General features: G+C 71.8%; 18 protein-coding genes. 4 read left to right on the forward strand and 14 right to left on the reverse strand.

The genetic code is table 11. The features are described 5' to 3' along the window. Positions 1-10: 10 nt before the first annotated feature. Positions 11-1,327, reverse strand: coding sequence for an enolase C-terminal domain-like protein (locus ACZ6TV_RS14555; protein WP_465297637.1), 1,317 nt, complete (start codon positions 1,325-1,327; stop codon positions 11-13). Positions 1,328-1,804: 477 nt separating this feature from the next. Next, entirely contained in the window at positions 1,805-2,614 is an 810-nt protein-coding gene (locus ACZ6TV_RS14560; protein ID WP_465297638.1) for a hypothetical protein, read from the reverse strand. 651 nt (positions 2,615-3,265) lie between these two features. Between ACZ6TV_RS14560 and ACZ6TV_RS14565 the strand changes: the two genes are divergently transcribed. After that, on the forward strand, positions 3,266-4,798 hold the full coding sequence (locus ACZ6TV_RS14565) for a penicillin-binding transpeptidase domain-containing protein (protein WP_465297639.1): 1,533 nt from the start codon (positions 3,266-3,268) through the stop codon (positions 4,796-4,798). Here ACZ6TV_RS14565 and ACZ6TV_RS14570 read toward each other — a convergent pair. Together ACZ6TV_RS14570 and ACZ6TV_RS14575 are read right to left on the reverse strand one after the other, a co-directional pair. Further along, entirely contained in the window at positions 4,795-5,439 is a 645-nt protein-coding gene (locus ACZ6TV_RS14570; protein ID WP_465297640.1) for a response regulator transcription factor, read from the reverse strand. The two genes, ACZ6TV_RS14565 and ACZ6TV_RS14570, sit on opposite strands and share 4 nt — an antisense overlap. Next, on the reverse strand, positions 5,430-7,364 hold the full coding sequence (locus tag ACZ6TV_RS14575; RefSeq protein WP_465297641.1) for a sensor histidine kinase: 1,935 nt from the start codon (positions 7,362-7,364) through the stop codon (positions 5,430-5,432). The genes ACZ6TV_RS14570 and ACZ6TV_RS14575 overlap by 10 nt, the downstream gene beginning before the upstream one ends. 138 nt (positions 7,365-7,502) lie before the next feature. Between ACZ6TV_RS14575 and ACZ6TV_RS14580 the strand changes: the two genes are divergently transcribed. Then, the gene (locus ACZ6TV_RS14580) at positions 7,503-8,051 is read left to right on the forward strand and encodes a hypothetical protein (protein ID WP_465297642.1); all 549 of its coding nucleotides are present in this window, start codon (positions 7,503-7,505) and stop codon (positions 8,049-8,051) included. On the opposite strand, the gene ACZ6TV_RS14585 is transcribed toward ACZ6TV_RS14580, so the two are convergent. Then, on the reverse strand, positions 8,045-8,512 hold the full coding sequence (locus ACZ6TV_RS14585; protein ID WP_465297643.1) for a hypothetical protein: 468 nt from the start codon (positions 8,510-8,512) through the stop codon (positions 8,045-8,047). The two genes, ACZ6TV_RS14580 and ACZ6TV_RS14585, sit on opposite strands and share 7 nt — an antisense overlap. 95 nt (positions 8,513-8,607) lie before the next feature. Next, complete coding sequence (locus ACZ6TV_RS14590) at positions 8,608-9,105, reverse strand: WapI family immunity protein (protein ID WP_465297644.1); 498 nt, start codon at positions 9,103-9,105, stop codon at positions 8,608-8,610. A gap of 129 nt (positions 9,106-9,234) precedes the next feature. On the opposite strand from ACZ6TV_RS14590, the gene ACZ6TV_RS14595 reads away from it, so the two are divergent. Both ACZ6TV_RS14595 and ACZ6TV_RS14600 read left to right on the forward strand, forming a co-directional pair. Beyond that, positions 9,235-10,014, forward strand: a complete 780-nt coding sequence (locus ACZ6TV_RS14595; RefSeq protein ID WP_465297645.1) for a hypothetical protein — start codon at positions 9,235-9,237, stop codon at positions 10,012-10,014. Between the two features lie 40 nt (positions 10,015-10,054). Continuing rightward, a complete protein-coding gene (locus ACZ6TV_RS14600; RefSeq protein ID WP_465297646.1) occupies positions 10,055-10,525 on the forward strand; it encodes a hypothetical protein in 471 nt (156 codons plus the stop codon). Between the two features lie 57 nt (positions 10,526-10,582). On the opposite strand, the gene ACZ6TV_RS14605 is transcribed toward ACZ6TV_RS14600, so the two are convergent. The 8 genes from ACZ6TV_RS14605 to ACZ6TV_RS14640 all read right to left on the reverse strand — a co-directional run bounded on the left by ACZ6TV_RS14605 (position 10,583) and on the right by ACZ6TV_RS14640 (position 19,841). After that, the gene (locus ACZ6TV_RS14605) at positions 10,583-11,671 is read right to left on the reverse strand and encodes an NHL repeat-containing protein (RefSeq protein ID WP_465297647.1); all 1,089 of its coding nucleotides are present in this window, start codon (positions 11,669-11,671) and stop codon (positions 10,583-10,585) included. 156 nt (positions 11,672-11,827) lie between these two features. Continuing rightward, positions 11,828-12,535 (reverse strand): Clp protease N-terminal domain-containing protein, encoded by a 708-nt coding sequence (locus tag ACZ6TV_RS14610; protein ID WP_465297648.1) that lies wholly within the window; start codon positions 12,533-12,535, stop codon positions 11,828-11,830. Between the two features lie 32 nt (positions 12,536-12,567). Next, the gene (locus ACZ6TV_RS14615) at positions 12,568-13,149 is read right to left on the reverse strand and encodes a dihydrofolate reductase family protein (protein WP_465297649.1); all 582 of its coding nucleotides are present in this window, start codon (positions 13,147-13,149) and stop codon (positions 12,568-12,570) included. 56 nt (positions 13,150-13,205) lie between these two features. Further along, positions 13,206-14,114, reverse strand: a complete 909-nt coding sequence (locus ACZ6TV_RS14620; RefSeq protein WP_465297650.1) for a sigma-70 family RNA polymerase sigma factor — start codon at positions 14,112-14,114, stop codon at positions 13,206-13,208. A gap of 78 nt (positions 14,115-14,192) precedes the next feature. Continuing rightward, on the reverse strand, positions 14,193-14,537 hold the full coding sequence (locus ACZ6TV_RS14625; protein ID WP_465297651.1) for a putative quinol monooxygenase: 345 nt from the start codon (positions 14,535-14,537) through the stop codon (positions 14,193-14,195). 93 nt (positions 14,538-14,630) lie between these two features. After that, positions 14,631-16,073 carry an MATE family efflux transporter gene (locus tag ACZ6TV_RS14630; protein WP_465297652.1) on the reverse strand — a complete coding sequence of 481 codons (1,443 nt, stop codon included), beginning with the start codon at positions 16,071-16,073 and terminating at the stop codon, positions 14,631-14,633. 104 nt (positions 16,074-16,177) lie between these two features. Continuing rightward, positions 16,178-16,618, reverse strand: a complete 441-nt coding sequence (locus ACZ6TV_RS14635) for a MarR family winged helix-turn-helix transcriptional regulator (RefSeq protein ID WP_465297653.1) — start codon at positions 16,616-16,618, stop codon at positions 16,178-16,180. Between the two features lie 88 nt (positions 16,619-16,706). Further along, a complete protein-coding gene (locus tag ACZ6TV_RS14640) occupies positions 16,707-19,841 on the reverse strand; it encodes a glycosyl hydrolase family 95 catalytic domain-containing protein (protein WP_465297654.1) in 3,135 nt (1,044 codons plus the stop codon). Positions 19,842-20,033: the final 192 nt, after the last annotated feature.

Genomic DNA, 20,033 nt, shown 5'->3' on the forward strand with positions numbered 1-20,033 from the left:
TTCGATTCCTTCAGGGGGTGTTCCAGACGGGGCCGTCCGGGAAGGCGTAACGGGCGCGGCTCGATGCCCGCATCGTGGAGCTGAACCCTGGTGCGAGCGGCGCCAGGTAGTGCCCCCGGTGCACGCGCACCGGGTCGGTGAAGTGCTCGTGCAGGTGGTCGACGTACTCGATGACCCGGTTGTCCATGGACCGGGACACCGCGACGTAGTCGAACATCGACAGGTGCTGGACGAGCTCGCAGAGCCCGACCCCGCCCGCGTGCGGGCACACCGGCACGCCGAACTTCGCCGCGAGCAGCAGGATCGCGACGTTCTCGTTGACCCCGGCGACGCGGGCGGCGTCGAGCTGGACGAACGAGACCGCGTTGAGCTGCAGCAGCTGCTTGAACACGACCCGGTTCTGGACGTGCTCACCGGTCGCGACGGGGACCGGCGCGATCCGCCGCGCGATCTCCGCGTGCCCGACGACGTCGTCGGGGGAGGTCGGCTCCTCCACCCACCACGGGTCGAACGGCTGCAGGGCACGGACCCAGTCGACGGCCGTGCCGACGTCCCACCGCTGGTTGGCGTCGACGGCGATCCGTACGTCCGGGCCGCACACCTCGCGGGCGATCCGCATCCTGCGCAGGTCGTCGTCGAGGTCGGCGCCGACCTTGAGCTTGATCTGCGTGAACCCGTCGCGCACCGCCTGCCGGCAGAGCCCGGTGAGCTTGGCGTCGTCGTAGCCGAGCCAGCCGGGTGAGGTGGCGTACGCCGGGTAACCCCGCTCGAGCAGCGTCTGGATCCGCTCCTCCCGGCCGTCCTCGCCCCGGCGGAGGAGCTTGAGGGCCTCCTGCGGGGTCAGCGCGTCGGACAGGTACCGGAAGTCGACGAGGTCGACGAGCTCCTCGGCCGGCATCGACGACAGCAGCCGCCACAGCGGCAACCCGGCCCGCTTCGCCTTCAGGTCCCACAGCGCGTTGACGACCGCGGAGATCGCCATGTGCATGACGCCCTTCTCCGGGCCGAGCCAGCGCAGCTGCGAGTCGTAGACGAGCTCCCGGTACAGGCCGCCGAGATCGTCGAGGATCTCCTTCACCAGACGTCCGACGAGATAGGGCGCCAGCGCCCGGATCGCGGCGGTCTGCACCTCGTTGCCACGGCCGATCGTGAACGCGAACCCGTGCCCCTCCTCCTGGTCCGTCTTGCCCGCGCCGTCGCCGGTACGGATGACCACGTAGGCGGCCGAATAGTCGGGATCGGGGTTCATGGCGTCGGAGCCGTCGAGATCCCTGGAGGTCGGGAACCGCACGTCGTAGGTGTCCAGCGACACGAATCGGTTGGTCATGGCCCCTCCCTCGCCGCTGTTTCGAAGACATCCGATGTCTAGCAGGCTCCGCCCGCCGACGGCAAGGGGTAAAATCTTGGAGGCTGTCGCTTTTGTTCGTCCGGACAGAAGTTCGGAACCCTTCTTGACGAAGTCATACCTCCGATGTTCACTCTGTGTCGAGGGTTGTCCATGGTTCGATGAGCGGACCCACCGCTCGCAGACCTGCGGACGACATCCTGCAAGGCGACGCCGACGCTGAGCAGGGTAGGCACCCCGGTCGCGGAAGGCGCCTTTCGCGACCGGCGTGCGCTGTGCTGTGCTGGGCCAGCTCCGGCGGCCCGCCGCCGGGCCGGGGGATGCTCACCCCGGACCCCCAATGCGCCACTGCGTGGCGCACTGCCTGCGCTGCCGCGCGGCAGCCTCCGCGCGTGCGCGCGGCATCCCTGCCGCCCCCGCGACCCGGCGAATCTCGTGGATCGTCCTGACGCTCGAGTCTCAGTCCGCCTGTGCGAGGTGCACCCGCAGCGCGTCGAGGCGCGCTGCCAGGTCGGGCGCCACCGCCCGCAGGCCGGCGTCGACGTCGCGGGTGTCGAGCCGGCCGCTCCACAGCACGTTCCGGGCGCGCTCCAGCGCCTCGACCGCCGCCCGCGGCCGCCCGGCCGCGAGCAGGCAGGCGGCGGCGTGCGTGGCGAGCCCGTTGCGCTGCTGGAGCGCGTGCTCGCCGCTGCGCCTGGACAGTGCCCTGCCCGCGACCATCGGCAACATCCCGACCGCCGCCGCGTAGGCATCGGCCGCCTGCTCCCAGTCACCCAGGTTCGCACGGGTCCGGCCCAGCACGGCCGCCGCCTGGACGCGGGTCGCGACCGCGGCGGCGGGCGCCCGCCGCGCGCCGTCCCACGCCGCGAAGGCCGCGTGCAGGTCGTCGGCATCGCCGGCCAGCTCGAACCTGGCGTACAGGGCATCGGCCAGGTTGAGCAGCAGGTGCCCCCGATGCGAATGGCCGGCCGGGACCTCGTCGAGCACGGCCCGCACGGTGGAGACGCTCCGGTCCAGTTCCTGCCGGTCGCCGGTGCGCACCGCCAGCTCCCGCAGCGTCGCGGCCCAGTTGGCCAGGTAGAAGATCCGCTCCGGCTCCAGGGTGGAGGCCACCTGCACGGCGTCGTCGAGCAGCGCGACCGCCTCCGTCAGGTCGCGCAGGTCGCCGAAGCGGCGGTATCTGGCCGAGAGCGACCCGCTGAGGTTCGAAAGCCGGCGGGCCCGGTCGATGTCGCCCGGCCCGGTGGCATCGACGGCCGAGCGGAACATCGCGACTGCCTCGTCCGAGTGGCTTTGCCGTCCCGAGCGTTCGAACCTGTGCAGCAGCGAGTTGCCCAGGTTGGACCGCCGGACCCCGAGAGCGGGATCGTCCGATTCCGTGAGCCGGTGCGCCGGGATCGGGACGACAGCGCGTCACCGAGGGTGCACAGGTAGGTCACCGTGGCGGGGACGTCTGCCGCATCGGGCCGCGCGGTACGAAGGTGGGCGATGGCCTCGATGAGATCCGCCAGGGCGCCGGCGCTGATGTAACGCGTCCGCAAGGCCCGGGCCAGATGGATGCGGACGGCGGTCGAGCGTGTGCCGGGCGTCGGGAGGAAGGTGAGGGCCCTCCTGCCCGACGCGATGGTCTCGTCCAGGTGATCCGCGCGTCGGCTGCGATCGGACCTGTCCACCAGCGCGAGCACGTACAGGACGACCATGGGTTCGAAGTCGGGGTGCGCCGCCGGCATCGCTGCGAGCACGGAGCGGATCGCCTCGAGGTCAGGCGGGCGGGCCATCACCGGTTGCCTACCGGGTGAGGGTGCGGGACCGGTCGCCGTCCGGGAACACGAACGGCCGGCATCGCAGCAGCGTAGAGCAGATCGGGCAGCGGCGGGTCCCGGTGATCGATAGCATTCGGCTCTTCGCGGTGGGCGAGCGGTGGGGGAGCCGGTGAACGAGTCGATCATCGAGTCGGGGCACGGGCCCGAGACGGGCCGGCGGCGTGGAGCGGTGGTGCTGGCGGTCGTCGTCGCGGTCGTCGCCGTCGCCGGGATCGTCGTGTGGCGTGTCCAGGACGAGGGCCGGCCCGCCGGGCGGGCGGCGGCCGCGGTGCGGGCGTCGGTGCTGTACGCGGCCGACGGCACGACGGTGGTCGCGCGGTTCGACACCGAGGACCCCCGTGAGGCGTGCCTGCGGGTCCCGGTCAACGACTGGGGGTACTACTGCGACTTCGTGGTGGCGTGGTGGCAGGAGCAGGAGGCGTTCGGCGTCGACCGGGCGGAGCGGACGGACCGGCTGCGGCGCGGTGGGTACCGCATCGGCGGCTCCCTCGACCCGCGGCTGCAGGCGAACGCGAAGCAGCGGGTGGACGCGGTCCTGCCGGTCACCGATCCGAAGGTGTTCTCCCTCGCCACGATCGAACCCGGCACCGGCCTGATCAGGACGATGGCGGTGAACCGCAACTTCCGCCGGCCGCCCGGCGCGGTCCCGGCGGTGAGCCCGACCGTGCAGGGGCAGCTGTGGCGGCCCGCGGGACCGGACGTCGTCGACCCCCTCGTCTCCGGCGACCGGAACATGCCCGGGGCGGCGGCCGGGGCGCCGTTCATGATGTTCACCCTCGCGGCGGCGCTGGACAGCGGGCTGAAGCTCAACCACGCGATCGACACGAAGCGGGTGTACGTGTCGAAGTACCGCATCGACCCGGCGAGCCCGGCGGCCTGCGAAGGCGGGTACTACTGTCCGACGAACACGGGCGATCCCGCGTACCTGTCGGGGCGGCGCACCATGTGGGACGCGTTCGGGCACTCGGTGGTGACCTACTTCGTGGCGCTGCAGGAGCGGATCGGCGCGGAGAAGGCGATCGCCATGGCCGAGCGGCTGGGCATCGTCTTCCGCGCCGAGGAGGACAAGCAGCTGAGCCGGGCGGCCGGCGCGGCGTGGGGCGCCTTCACCCTCGGCGTGTCGTCGACCACCGCCCTGGACCTGGCCAACGCGTACGCGACCCTGGCCGCCGACGGCACCCGCTGCGACCCGCTCCCGGTCGCCGAGGTCACCGACGCCGCCGGCCGGCCGGTCACCGGGGCCGGGCCGAGCTGCGAGGCGGTGCTCCGCCCGGAGGTGGCCAGGGCCGCGATCGACGCCGGCCGGTGCCCGGTCGGGGACCGCTCCGCGTTCGGGGACCGCTGCGGCGCCGCGACGGTCACGACGGTCCGGGACACCGTCGGCCGCCCGGTGGCCGGGCAGCTCGGCCTGACCGGCAACCGCCGCACGTTCTCCATGGTCGTCGCCGGACCCCAGCTGGTCACCGCGGGCATGATCGCGACGTCGCCGCGGGCCGACACCACCCAGGTCGAGATCGGGGAGGGCGTGCCGGAGCGGGCCACCGGCACGATCGCCGGCGTCCAGCACGACGGCCTGGCCCCGCTGCCGGTCCGCGACTTCACCGCACCGCCGCAGGAGTTCGCCGGTTAGGCGCGCAGGAAGGTGAGCACGGCGAGGACCCGGCGGTGCTCGCGTTCGTGCTGGATGAGGCCGAGTTTCGTGAAGATGGACGTCACGTGCGCCTCGACGGTCTTGACCGCGAGGTGCAGGTCGGCCGCGACCGCCACGTTCGACAGGCCCTGGGCCATGAGCGCGAGGACGGCGCGTTCGCGGTCGGTGAGGGCGTCCAGGGGATCGCGTTCGCGGCGGCGGGCGACGAGCCTGGCGACGAGCTCGGGGTCGATGACGGTGTCGCCGGCCGCGACCCGGCGCAGGTCCACGGCGAACGCGGTCAGGTCGGACACGCGGTCCTTCAGCAGGTAGCCGACGCCGCCGTCGAACTCGGTGATGAGCCGTAGCGCGTGGTGGACCTCGACGTACTGGGACAGCAGCATCAGCCCCACGCCGGGTGCGAGCGCGCGGATCGCGGCGGCGGTCTCGATGCCCTCGGCGGTGAACCCGGGCGGCATCCGCAGGTCGATGACGGCCACGTCCGGCGGGTCGGCGCGGACCTGGGCGAGCAGCGCGGCACCGTCACCGGCCTGGCCCGTGACGGTGCACCCGGCGTCGGCCAGGATGCGGGCCATGCCCTCGCGGAAGAGGACACCGTCGTCGGCGAGCATCACGCGCACGGGATCACCGTCCGCAGCCGGGTGCCGGACGGTCCGCTGTCGACGGTGAGCCGGGCGTCGAGGATCGCGAGCCGGTCCATGAGCCCTTCCAGGCCGCTGCCGGGCCGGACCGCGGCGCCGCCGGAGCCGTCGTCGGTGACCTCCACGACGAGGCCGGCCGCCGTGAGCCCGACGGTCACCGTGACGACCGTGGCGGCGGCGTGCTTGGCGGCGTTCGTCAGGCCCTCGCTGATCACGAAGTACGCGGTCGCCTCCACCTCCGCGGGCAGCCGCCGCCCGATCGACACGGCGAGCCGGACCGGCACCGGCGACCGGTCGGCGAGGAACCCGATCGCGGCCTCCAGCCCGTCCTGGGTCAGGACCGCGGGGTGCAGCCCGCGGGCCATCTCCCGCAGCTCCGCCGTCGCCTCCAGCAGCTGCGCCCGGACCGAGGACGCCTGGGCGGCGACGTCGGTGGCGCCCGCGGCCGCCGCCGAGCGGACCACGCCGCCGAGCTCCATCGCGACCGTCACCAGGCGCTGCTGGGCGCCGTCGTGCAGGTCGCGTTCCAGCCGGCGCCGGGCGGCGTCCCCGGCCGCGACCAGGCGCTGTGCGGTCGCCCGCAGCTCCAGGACGAGGCCGGCCTGGGCGGCCAGGTCGCCGACGAGACGCCGGTCGGTGGTGGACAGCTGGTCGCCCGGGGCCTTGGTGACGGTGAGCGCGCCGCGGAACCCGCCGTCGTGCCGTACGGGGATCGCCAGGAGCGAGCCGAGCGGCCGGGCCGACGCCGGCAGGGGAGACGACGCCGGCCAGATCGCCACCGCCCGCAGCGAGTCCGGCGGGCCGGTCCACAGCACGACCTCCCGGGCGCCGACGGCGTCGGCGACGGTGGTGCAGATCCCCTCGAGCAGCCCGCCCGCCGGCGCCGTCAGGTGCGCCGACAGTCGGGCCAGCGCCTCGTAGGGCGTCGACCTGCGGCCGTACACGAGCCGGTCCGCGATCCGCTGGACCCGCCGCCGCAAGGGTTCGAACGCGACCGCGACGACACCGGTCGCCGCCAGGGACAGCAGCGTCCCGTGCCCGTCGACGAGCCGGCCGACGCCGGTCACCATGACGGCGTAGCCGGCGGTCACCACGGCGGCCATCGCCCCGAACACGAGGGACCGGTTGATGACGGGGTCGATGTCGTACAGGCGGTACTTGAGGATCGCCGCGCCGGCCGCGGCCGCGATCAGCGGTGCGGTCAGCGTGCCGGGGACCGGCGACCGGAATACGAGCAGGCCCGCGACCATCACCGCGGCGGACACCGTGACCGCGTACACGAACCAGCGCAGCTGCCGGGCCTCGTCGCCGCGGGCCGTGCGCAGCCGGACGACGACGCACGCCGCCCAGGTCAGCTGGAACAGCAGGTACCCGACCGGCCGCGCCACCGCGTAGAACGCCTCGGCGGCCGCGGCGCCCGGCACGTGCAGCGGATGCGCGGCGACCAGGCCGGTCCGCGCGTACTCGACCGGCCACAGCGCCGACACGCCGGACAGCATGACGCCGACGGCGGCGAGCACGGCGACGACCGGCCGCCACGCCCGTGACGGCAGCCGCCCGTCCGGGAAGCCCATCACGGTCACGCCGATCAGCACGAGCACGACCGGCAGCGGCCACACGCCGCACCAGCCGACCCACGACGCGCCCGGCAGCGGACCGGGATGCAGCCCGTACTGCCGGCCGGCGAACATGACCGCGTGCGCGACGCCGGTGGCGACGAACAGCCGCCCCTCGGCGTTGCGGGGACTGCGCCGCAGCACGAACAGCCCGACCGCCGTGAACGAGACCGCGATGAGCCCGTTGTGCAGGTTCCCCACGTGCCAGCCGAGCACGGACCCGCCGGCGACCAGCAGGGTCGTCGCCGCACCCGCCGCCGCCCGGGCATACGTCCCGTCCCGCGCCACGGTGTCATCGTGCCAGCGCGGACGCCGGCGGACAGCAGGGTTAACCCGGCAATGTCGCAGGGGCGGCCCCGATGCCCCCGGACGGTCCGTGCGGCGACGGTACCGGTGGGGAAGCGACCCGATCCGGAGGAGCCCGCCATGACCGACCGACCCGCCACGCCCGCCGACCGGGTGCTGACCGCGTCACTGTTCTTCGCCCCGGTGATCTACCTGATCGCCGACGTCCTCTACGCCGTCCGCGGCTGGGACGACCCGGCCGCCGCCGTCGTCCACGTGCTCGGCGCCACGGCGTACATCATCCTCCTGCTGAAGCTCGTGGACCTCGGGCGGGGCGTCCTCGCCGCGCTCCTGCTCGTGGTGGGTGCGCTCGGCGCCGCCGGCAACGTCGCCTACGGCTTCAACACGATCCACGTCTCCCTCGGCGACACCGACCTGGTCGACGCGTCCGGCGCCGCGACCCTGATCAAGCCGCTCGGCCTGTTCTTCCCGCTGACGCTGCTGCTGGGCGCGGCCGTGCTGCGCCGCACCCAGCCGCTGTGGGCGGTGGTCCTGCTCGCCGTCGCCGGTGCCGCCTGGCCGGTCGCGCACATCGCGAACATCGGCTGGCTCGCGGTCCTGGTCAACGTCGCGCTGGTGGCGGTGTTCGCCGCCGTCGCCGTGCGGGCACCGGCCGACTCAGCTCAGTAGTTCTGGTCGACGGTGCCGACGTCGGAGTACGAGCCGTTGGGGTTCTGCACCTGGAGGACGGCGTGGGCGTGCGTGATGCTCGGGTCGGCAGGGGTCTGGAAGTACACGCTCCACGGGTTCAGCGCCCCGTTCGGCGCGCAGACCGTGCCGCCGTTGCGGTAGTTGACCATGACGTGGGCGGCGTTGTAGGTCTCCAGCCGCATCCGGGCGCACGTCCCCGAGGCGTTGTTGATGTACAGCGTGCCGGACAGGATCGCGCTGATCTGGCCGGCGGTGTTGTCCCAGCCGAGCACGCCGCTGTTCGTGGGGGCGCCGAGCAGCCAGTTGTTGCCGCCGAAGTCGAGGTTCGGCTCGGTGATCCTGACCGGGTCGGTGCTGACGATGACCGCGTTCGCCGGCGCACCGGCCAGGCCGGCGGCCAGGGCGGCGCCCGCGGCCACGACGGCGAGCTTCTTCATCATGTCGGTCTCCTTCAAGGTGGGGCGCGCCCGTTGCGGCGCGCCCGACCACCGTGCACGGCGGCCCTTCGGCAGACCTTCGGGAAACCTTCGGTGGGTCAGCGCACGGGGAACGGTCCGCAGTCGGCGGCCCACGCGCCGGCCGCCGCGGCGAGCTCGTCGAGGCCCAGGTCCAGGACGAGGAAGTACGAGTACGTGTCCTGCCGGACCCCGGGCGGGAGCGCCTCGAGGGAGAAGTGGATCCGGACCGCGGCCCGGTCCGCGGTCCGCTCCCGCAGGCTGAACGCGAGGTTCGGCTCGGTGTAGGTGCGGAAGTGCGGCTCGGGCGGCCACGAATCGTCGGCCCAGACGGCGACCGGCCGGATCACGCCCTCGACGACGCCGCGGAGCCAGGCGCCCACCGTGCGGGCCTCCCAGGTGGTCAGGCACGGATCCGTGAAGTCCCACGCCGTCCCGTCGCAGGCGGTGACACGGCCCTGGACGATGAGCCAGTTCGCGTCCCAGTCGGTGCCCGGCGCGGCGTCCGGGTTCGCGCCGAACTGGTACGCGATCGGCCGCAGCTCGACCGTGGCACCGTCCGAGGACGTCAGCTTCACCGGTGCAGTATGCCGCGACGTCGTACGGCGGCCGCACCGTGCCACGCCTTCGGTGGATTGACGGCCCGTCCGCCCGCCCGCACCCTGGTCGGACACGTTCCGCAGCGGTGCTCAAGGGGTGACCGTTCGATGCCGTACCGTCACCGCGCGTACATCGCCGTCGCTGTCCTCGTCGCGGCCGTGCTGGTGTGGGTCGCGCCGCGGGTGTCCGCGCAGGCCCGCCCGGCCGGCGGACTCAGCGTGCTGTTCGTCGGCAACAGCCTGCTCGGCTCGATGACCCGCGCCACCGGCGAGAGCACGCCCACGCTGGTGCGCCGTCTCGCCGCTGCGGCGGGCCGGCCGATCGACGTCACCGAGGTCATCCACTCCGGCTACACGCTGCAGCAGACCTGGGACGGCGGCCTGGTCGCGCCCGCCCTGCGGGACGGCAGGCGATACGACTTCGTCGTGCTGCAGGAGTACAGCACCCTCGTCGCCACGAACCTTCCCGCGGCGGAGAGGACGCTGCGCCAGACGTACGAGCCGAACCTCCGCGGCGCGCTGAAGCCCGGCGGCCGCGTCGTGCTCTTCAAGAACTGGGCCCTCGTCGACCCCGCGCCGTTCCCGTCGACCGCCGCGGCCAACGAGACGATCGACCGCAACTACGCGGCCCTGTCGGCCGCCCTGGCGACGCCGCACGTGACCGCCCCGATCGCCGACGAGTTCGAGACCCTCATCGCCGTCCACGGCGCGGGGTTCCTCATCGACCCCGACGGCAAGCACCCCAACGACACCGCCAGGTACCTCGACGCGGTCACCCTGTACGGCATCGTGTCCGGAGAGTCGCCCCGCGACCTCGCCGACCTGTACCTGCCGCCGCCTGTCGCCGCGGAGCTCCGCGCCGTCGCCGCCGCCGCGATCGGGGACTGACGGCAGCGGCCCAGGGCGGGACACTGGCCGTATGCGGGCGATGCAACGACCATGGACCAAGCGCGAGTTGCTGGTGATGCTGGCCGCCGTGTGGGTCGGCGGGATCGCGCTGCTCGTGCTGGCCTGGCACAGCGACAACGAGGACCAGCGGATACGCGACGCGCGGGAGTGCGCGCCGGCCGAGGTGTTCACGCCGGCGAGGTGCGTGACCGTGCTGGACGGGTCGCTGGTCGAGCTCACCCACTCCCTGGCGCGGGTGGAGGTCGAAGGGCGTCAGCTCACCATGAGCACGATCATCTCCCAGAACGTCCCGCCCGCTGGTGGCCGGCCGGTGCGGGTGACGCTGTACCGGGGCAAGCCCATCCACATCGACGCGGATCACCTCGCGGTCGACGCCGACGACGAGCCGTCGGACAACCGCCCGCTCCTGCTCGCCGGCGGCGGGTTCCTCCTGGTCGTCGGCACCGCGCGCGTCGTCACGGGGCTGTGGCGCACGAAGGCCGGGGCCTGATGCCGGTGGCCCCTGCGGATCCGGCGACGCCGGGTTCCGCAGGGGCCGGGTGGGAAGCTACGCGGGGGTGACGCAGACCGGGTTGGTGGCCGCGATCCCGTACGGGTTCCCGAACGTCGGCAGCGACGCCGGCGCCGCGTTGTCCGACACCAGGGTCCGCGCCCCGGTGGTCGGGTTGACGCTCAGCACCGCGCGGTTGGAGAGGTCCACGACGAGGATGCTGCCGCAGACGACGACCAGGTCGCCGAGCGAGCCGAAGCTGGGGCCGCCCGCCGGTGCCGTGTTCCGCGACACCCAGCTGCGGACGCCGGTCACCGGGTCGACCCGGATGATGCGGCCACCGCCGTTGCCGCCCTGGTCGGCGACCAGGATGTCGCCGTTGGTGTCGAGCGTCAGGGTGCTGTTGGTCATGAAGTTCGGCGCGCCGTTCGGTGCCCCGTTCGCCGAGACCTGGGTCCGGGCGCCGGTCACCTTGTCGACCCGGATGACGCCGTTGCGGTCCATCACGAAGATGTCGCCATTCGGCGTGACCGCCACGTCGGCCGGGCGGTCGAACGACGGGCCGCCCACCGGGCCCTGGTTGCGCGACAGCGTGGTGCGCGCACCGGTCACCGGGTCCACCCGGATGATGCCGCCGTTGCCGCTGGCGAACGCCCCGAGGTCGGCGACCAAAATGTTGCCGTCGGGCTCGACCGCGATGCCGTACGGCGTGACGAAATCCGGCCCGCCGGCCGGTGCGCTGTTGCTCGACACGAGGGTGCGGACGCCGGTCGACGGGTCGACCCGGACGACGGCAGGGGTGCGGACGCCGTTGATGCCGAGCTCGAACGCCTCGGCGACCAGCAGGTCGCCGGTGGCGTCGAAGGTGACGCCCATCGGGGCCTGCAGGTCGGGCCCGCCGGCCGGGGTGTGGTTGTCGGTCACCAGCGTGCGGTTGCCGGTGCCCTTGTCGACCCGCAGCACCATGCCGTTGACCGACCAGTCCGGCGGGGAGTTGTCGGTCACGTAGATGCGGGTCAGGTCCACCGGCCCCGGCGGCGGGACCGGTGGGGGATCGTCGGTCGTCGCGCCGGCCGGTGCGGGGCAGACCGCGAGGACGAGCGCGGCGCCGGCGGTGGCCAGGACGAGCCTGGTGGTGTGCTGCATGATGTTCACCTCTCGTAGGGCCGGCCGGGAGTGGCCGGCACCGGAGAGCACGCAGCTGTTGTCTGGCGCGGTTCAGGAGCACGTACGGGATGTGTAAGCGCCGATGTGCCCGGGCGCTCCACGAAGGGGCACCCACGCACATCGGCGTCCGGGTGGCTACGGCTCGGTCGACGCGGCGAGGACGGCCGTCTCGGTGGTGGCCTTGTCGACGCCGAGGCCGGCGAGGACGCCCGTGCCGTCCTCGAGCTCCAGGATCGCGAGCAGGATGTGCTCGGTGCCCAGGTGGGTGTGGTTCATCCGCAGGGCCTCGCGGAAGGTCAGCTCGAGGGCCTTCTTGGCGTGCGCGTCGAACGGGATGAGCGCGGGCACGGCGTCGGCCGCGCCCGGCAGCGTCGCGGTGGCGGTCTGCCGGACGGTGTCCAGGGAGACGCCCTGCGCGACGATCGCCCGGGCGCCGAGGGAGGTGGGGTCCGCGGCCAGGCCGATCACCAGGTGGGCGACGCCGATCTGGTCGTTGCCGCGGGCGCGGGCCTCTTCCTGGGAGGTCACGACGACCTTGCGGGCCCGGTCGGTGTAGCGGCTGAACCCCTGGCTGGCGTCCAGGTCCGACGCCTCGCCCTTGGGGACGAACCGCTTCTGGGCCGCCTGCTTCGTGACGCCCATGCTGCGGCCGATCTCCGTCCAGGAGGCGCCGGAGCGGCGTGCCTGGTCGACGAAGTGCCCGATCAGGTGATCCGCCACGTCGCCGAGGTGATCGGCCGTCAGCACGGCGTTGGTGAGCTGGTCGAGGGCCGCGGGGTGGGTCTTCTTGATGGCTTCGATCAGGTCGTCGAGCCGGACCGAGCCGGCGATGGATTCCGTCATGCGTCAACCATAGGTTGACGATCCGTCGACCGTCAACTCAAGGTTGACGGGTGATGAAGCGGCCGGGTGCGGACGTGCCGGGTGAGGTGCGCCGCGCCGGCCGGCTCCACCGACTCCGTCCGCAGGTGGACGGGCGGGCCACCGGCCGGGAAGAGCCGTGAGCCGGTGCCGAGGATCGTGGGGAAGGTCAGCAGCCGGTACTCGTCGACCAGGTCCGCGGCCATCAGCGCGTGCACGACGCTCAGGCTGCCCGTGACGACGACGTCGCGCTGCTCGCGCCTGACGGCGTCGAGCAGGTCACCGCCGAGCGGGCGCGAGTTGGCCCACGCGGACGTGTCGGTCAGGGTGCGGGAGGCGACCAGCTTCGGCACGGCGTTCATCCGCCGGGAGAACGGGTCGTCGCGAGTGGGCCACAGCCGCGAGAACAGCTGCCACGTGGTGCGGCCCAGCAGCATGACACCGTCGTCGAGGAGGCTGCCGAGCCGGAACTTGTCGCCGGCGACGGTGTCCGGGCCGTGCCGGAACGCCCAGCCACCGGCCGGGGTGCCGGCCGAGCCGTCCGGGTCGGACACGATCCCGTCCAGGGTGACGAACTGGATGACGATGACGCTCACGATGGGTTCCCTTCGGTCGGTGGTTCGCCGGTACGTACCGGCGCCACCGCCCGAACTCATCGCGGCGGCGGTGGGGAAAATCCGTCGAGGACCGCCGGATCGGCGAAGACGACGTTCCGCGCGATCCGGCCGTCCACGACGGTGAGCACCTGCAGCGAGTGCGGCAGGTGTACGCCGCCCGCCCGCACGACGGACGCCAGGAACGCGGGTTGCCCGTTGGCGGTGACCCGCGCCGTCGCCCAGGAGGTGCCCCGCATCAGGAAGACCCGCTCCATGAAGCGACCGTAGTCGTGGCTTCCGCGGTACCAGAGCGGCACCGGCGGCATCTCGAGCACGGCGTCATCGGTGAGCAGCCGCACGAGGCCCGGCACGTCGGCGGCCTCGAACGCGCGCAGATAGCGGTCGACGACGCCCCTCGTCCCGGGGTCGTCCGGCTCCCGGACCTCGCCGGCCCGCTCCTCGCCGAGCGCCGCGCGGGCCCGCTGCAACGCGCTGTTGACCGCCGGGACCGTCGTGTCCAGCTGCGCGGCCACCTCGGCGGCGCTGAACTGCAACACCTCACGCAGCAGCAGCGCCGCCCGCTGCCGCGCCGACAGGGTCTGCATCGCCGCGACGAGAGCGAGCCGCAGGTCGGTCCGCGCGTCGACGTCGCACCGCGCGTCGGGGAACGGCTGCAGCCAGGGGATGTCGAGCGCGGGCGAGAGCGGCGCCTGCGGGTCGTCGCTCGGCGCACCGAGCCCCGACGGCAACGGCCGCCGCGCCCTGCCGTCCAGCGCGGTCAGGCAGACGTTGGTGGCGATGCGGTACAGCCACGTCCGCACCGACGCGCGCTCGCCGTCATACCGGTCCCGGGCCTTCCACGCCCGCAGCATCGTCTCCTGCACGAGATCCTCGGCCTCGTGGAACGAGCCCAGCATCCGGTAGCAGTAGGCGGTCAGCTCGCCACGGTACGACTCCAGCTCCACAACTCCGCAGCGTAGTCACACCAGCAGGCGCACCACGGTGACCGGCCCGACCGGATCCCGCGCCACCGCGATTCGGCGCTACAGCGCGGAATACGGCGTGAAGAGGCGGACCGGGCCGCCGGCGAGGTTGGCCCGGAGCTCGGGGCTCGGGTCGCCGAGCAGCTCACCGGTCACCGTGCCGGTGGCCATGACCGCCTCCATGAGCCCGCCGATGTTCGTCGCGTGCTCGATCAGCGCCGCGGAGTCCCTGTACCGCTCGAGCACCATGCACTCGGACTCGTCGGCGTTGAAGTGGACCTCGTACTGCAGCGTGCCGGTGTCCTTGGTCCGCACGATCTCCATGCACCGCGCGGAGAGGCGCTTGAACTCCTCGACCTTCCCCGCGTGGAACGTGAACCGGGCGATCCCCTGAAGCTCGCTCACCGCTGTACCTCCCTGTGCCTGCCGTTGCCGTCGCCCCTGGGACGGAGCCGCCCCGCGATTCTCGACACCTCGAATCGAGGCGGGGCAGCCCGATCAGGCGTCGGCGTGTTCGAGGGCTTCCTCGGCGCGTTCCGGGCTGCCGAGCGCGAGGCCTTCGTCGATCGCGCGGCGGGAGGCGAGCCACAGCACGACGCCGGCGAGGAGGACCAGGGTCTCGGTGACGGTGAGTGCCCAGATGATGCCGGGCAGGCCGAGCCACAGGTTGCCGAGCAGGACGATCGGGATGAACAGGACGCCCTGGGTGACGGACATGACGGTGGCCGCCACGGCGCGGCCGGTGGCCTGGAACAGGGAGGTGATGAGGCCGGTGAAGCCGTTCGCGACCATCGCGACCAGCTGGGCGGTGAGGATCGTGACGCCGGTGGTGAGGACCGAGTGGTCCGCGACGAACGCCGTGAAGACCTGTTCGCGGAAGGCGAGGACGAGCACGGAGAAGGTCAGGGCGACGCCGCCCACCGCGACGGCCGAGCCGCGCAGCGCGGCCGTGAGGCGGGCCTTGTCGCCTTTGCCGTAGGAGTACGCCAGCAGCGGCAGGACGCCGAGGGTCAAGCCCATCACGAGGAACTCGGGGACCTGGGCGATGCGGACCGCGACACCCATCGCGGCGACGGGGCCGTCGCCGTACGCGGCGGCGAGGTTGTTGAGCACCAGGGAGGTGACGATGAGGAAGGCGGACTGCAGGAGCGTACCGACGCCGACGCCGAGCACGGGGGACAGCACGGTGCGGGAGAGCGTGAACCAGCGCGGCGCGACGCTCATGTACTGGCTGTTGCGGGTCAGCCACACGCCGAAGTAGGTGGCGACGCCGAGGTTCGCCAGGCCCATCGCCAGCGCGGCGCCGGCGACGCCCCAGTGCAGGACGAGGATGAACAGCGCGTCGAGCACGAGGTTGGCGATCGTGGACGCGATGAGGCCGATCATGACCTGCCGTGCGGCGCCTTCCGCCCGTACGAGCTGCTCGAGGCACATGGCGGCGGCGAGGACCGGCACGAAGGCGAGCATGACGCCGACGAAGGCCCTGGTCGCGGGCACGGCGGCGGCGTCGGCGCCGAGCAGGCCGACGAGCGGGTGCAGCAGGAGCAGCCCGGTCCCGCCGATCACGGCGCCGGAGACGACCGAGCCCCAGACGGCGAACGACGTGACGTGCCGGATCTCCGCGCCGCGGGAGGGGTCGTGCTCGGCCGCGCCGAGCAGTCGTGAGACCAGCGCGCCGCCGCCGACGCCGAAGACGTTGCCGATGGCCATGACGAGGCCGAGGATCGGCGCCCCGAACGTGACCGCGGCGAGCAGCGCCGTGTCGTGCAACGAGCCGATGAACCCGGCGTTGATGAGGTTGTAGACGGCGCCGACGATCATCGCCGTCGCCATCGGTACGCACAGGTGCACGAGCGCACGCACGATCGGTGCCGACGAGAGGTACCAGCGGTTGGTGCCGACGGCGTCGGCCGCCGGCGATTCGAGGGTCGAGGTGCTCATGACCTCTCCTTTCACGGCAGATCAGGATTTTTCGGGCAGGGTCGAGCGCACGCCGACGGAACGCCGGTGCGGCGTGGGGTGTGCGGTGGTTGCGGGGGCGGCGGCTACGACCGCGTCGGTTGCGGCAGCTCCGCGGTGATCTTCGAGAGCAGTGCGTGCAGCGCGGCCCGCTCGTCCTCGTCCAGCGGGGCGAGGATCGTCTCCTCGGCGGCCGCCATCGCGGTGTCGAACCCGGCGATCAGCGCGGCACCGGCCGGCGTCGCGTGGACCCGCTTGCTGCGCTCGTTGGCCGGGTCGGTCCGCCGCTCGACCAGCTCGCGGCGCTCGAGCCCCTGCAGTAGGCTCGACACGCTCGCCGCGCTGGTCCGGGTGATCTCGGCGATGTCGCGCTGGATCGCGCCGGGGTTCTGCACCAGGTATCCGAGCACGAAGCCCTGCTCGTGGCTGAGCTCACGGGCCCGGATCCAGTCCTCGCCCGCCTTGCGCTGAGCCCATCCGATCCAGCGCAGCAGGTCGAGCGTGGTGGTGAGCCGGGGTGCGTCCATGTTTAGAACTCTAAGAGTTAGAGATCTAACAGTCAACCCTCAAACAAAAAGGCGGGGCGGGCCCACCGGCCCGCCCCGCTGCGACACGTCAGGAAGAGAGGTTGAACTTCTCCCACGGGCCGATCGCGTCGCGGTTGGCGATGAGCGCGGCGGCGCCGGCGCTCTCCGCGACGACGTACTTGTTGTTGACGGTCGCCTGCAGGCTGACGGTGCCGTCGGAGTTGCGGATCAGCCGGAACGTCTCCCACGCGCCGGCCGTCGGCCGGTTGGCCACGAGCGGGTTGGCGCCCGCGTTCTCCGCGCAGACGAACTGGCCGTTGGCCTTGGCCTTCAGGGCGACGGTGCCGTTGCCCAGGTCGACGACCTCGAACAGCTCCGCGGTGCCGACCGTGGTCTTGTTCGCGATCAGCGCTCCGGACCCGGCGGTGACGTACCGGCTGTTGACCTGCGCCATCAGCGACTGCCCGGCGACCGGCGGGGTGCCACCGGTGATGATCCGCAGGGCGTCGACCATGCCGACCGAGGTCGTCTTGTTGACGATCCGGATGGTGTGGGTGCCGTTGGTCAGGCCCGTCTTGCTGTACACCACCTGCTGCACCTGGCGGGCGCCTGACGCGTTCAGGTTGACGTTGGCCTGGAACGCGCCGTCGATGTAGACGTCGACGTTGCCCATGTCGCTGAACCGCTCCGACAGCACCTCGACGCCGGTGCCGGTGAACGTGTAGCTGGCGGCGGCGTTGACGGTGTTCGAGTGGTGGGTGTCGTCGTTGTAGTCGCCGTAGCCGCGGCCGGTCGTGAGGTGCCAGTTCGCGTCGTACGTCAGCGCCGTGTTGTTCACCAGGCCCGGCGTGCCGGCGCCGCCGGTGCCGAGCGTGGACGCGGTGCCCGACAGGGACTTGACGCCGTTGTTGGCGGTGCCCGACAGCGACGTCGAGGTGTAGGACGTCAACGGCTTCGCGGTCCGCTCGACGATGTACACCGTGTTGGCGGCGGTGGCGAAGGTGACCTCACCGGCGGTCGACGTGGTCAGCGTGACGTTGTCCGACGCGCGCCGGACGCGGATCTCCGCGGTGCCCCACGGGTTCACCACCCGCGCCTGCTTGCCGTAGAGGCTCTTGATCCCCACGTACTTCGTCTCGTTGCCCTCACGCTCCGAGCTGACCTGGAAGCCGTCCTTCGCCAGCAGCGTGAACTTCCCGGCGAAGTTCGCGTCGTTCGGCGCCGCCGGGAACACCCGGATCTTGTCGTTGTACGACTGCAGCAGCGTCTCGTTCATCGCCGCGAGGTGCACGCCGAGGTACTCGAACACGCCGTTGGTGTTGTTGGTCATGCCGTTGGGGTAGTTCTGATACCGCTGCAGCATCAGCTTCATGCCCGACAGCGCCTGGTCGCCGAGGCCGAGCCGGGCCGCCTGGACCGCGTCGTTCGCCCACACGTTGCTGTACGGGTTCGGCCGCGTGTTCCAGCTGTTGAGCGCGGTCTGGTAGTCCGGCGCGCCGATGCCCGTCAGGTCGTACGGCCAGATCAGCTCCGACGTGACGTTCTCACCGTTGCGCTGCTGCGCCGGCGCGGGCGGGTCGTGCGGCAGCCACGCACCGTTGCTGGTCTTGTACGGCTCGATCCGGTCGAGCACGTTCTGCCATCCGGCGCGCAGCCCCGAGTCCAGGCCGAGCTGGTTGCTGACCTGGATGGTGAGCGGGAACAGCAGCCGCACCGCGGCGAGGTCCGTGATCGCGTTCTTCACGTCCCAGTACGTCTCGTGCGCGTTCGACGTCGCCATGTAGTAGCGGCCGGTGCCGGAGTCGTAGCTGAGCTTCGACTGGTAGAACTTCACCGCTTCCTTCATGTACGGATACGCCGTGTTCTGCAGGTACGCGGTGTCGTTGGTGTACCGGTACTGCAGGTACATGTTGTAGGCGGCCTCGGTGCCGGTGGAGTAGATGTCGTTGACGTAGTCGCTGCCGACGGTGCCGCGCGCGTTGCCGTCCCAGCCCATCGTCTCCGGCACCCACAACCCGTCGATCGCGTACCTGGTCTGGGTATAGGCCTTCAACGCGTTGAGATTGCGGCTGTACAGCCTGTTCTCGGTCGCGAACAGATCGACGTGGTTCGAGGCGAGGAACGAGTTGTAGACGTCCCGCTGATTCCAGAACCAGTAGCCGTTGCTCCACTTCGTGCGGTCCTCGGTCGCCCGGAACGCGCCGTTGATGAAGTGCATCGGATAGTTGCCGTAGCCACCCGCGGCGATCATGTACGTCGACAGGTAGTACACGTTCTCCAGGTAGTCGCCGGTACCGGCGGCGCCGGAGTACTGCACGAACGACTTCGCCCAGAACGCGTGCCACCAGTTGCGGTAGTTGTTCAGGTTGGTCAGGTAGCCGGTGCTCTTCGCCGAGGCGAGCTGGTTGCGCGCCTGCGTGACGGAGTTCGCGCCGGGGGAGTTGACCCGGCTCGCCGCCGTGAACCAGATCGTGTAGCTGGACGTCGGCGTGATGTTCAGCCGCACCCGCGTGCCGTTGACGACCTGCGTGCTGTACGCGGCGCCCTCCACCGTCGCGGCGAGCGTGTAGCCGAAGTTGTTCGGGTCGTTCTGCCCGCGGCTGAACCCGGCGGCGGTCGCGTCGGCGAACGTGCTGACCTGCTTCCACGTGTCGAGGTTCGGCACGTCGGCGCTGTTGGTCACCGAGTTCGGGTCCCACATGCTCAGGTCGAGGGTGGTGGTGCCCTGCCCGGTGCGGCCGTCCTCGACGTGCACGCCCATGACCTCGGTCCCGGGCACGCCCATGACCGTGACGGTGCGGTTCGAGTCGTACTTCGTCGTCAGCGTCCCGTCGTACAGCGACAGCCGCTGCTGATAGCTGCTGACCCCAGCGTCGAGACCGGGGCTGGTGTTGAGGTTGACCAGGCCGGCCGCGTACGCCGACTGCGGCGACAGGTCCACGCCGGAGACCTGCATCGTGAGCCCGTTGGCGTTCCAGACCATCGCGCCGGTCTTGCCGTTGCCGACGGTGAGCCCGTACAGCGGGTTCGTCTGCGGGCTGTTGTACACGAGGTCGTGCTTGCTCAGATAGGAGCCGTAGTTGACGTCGAGCGCTCCGGTGCCGGGGTTGAACGCCTCGTCGGTCGTCGACGCGGTCGCGTTCTGGCCGTGGATCAGAGTGACGAGCGTGCCCATCAGGACGGTGGCGGCCGCCAGGAGGGCGAGTCGGCGGGGCTTGCCCACAGAAACTCTCCTTCGCATACGTTGCAGCGGGAACCTCGCGCCGTCGAGTCCCATGTGACATGCAGTTAACATTGGACGTCTTCCTTCGTCAATGCCTGCAACGTCCGATGTACCCGCGATCATGCGGCCATCGGTTCCCGATACATGGGATGTATCGCTGCGTGACTGGGCGCACCCTCAGCTCACGGCGCC

This window comes from Dactylosporangium sp. NPDC051087 (assembly GCF_055586325.1).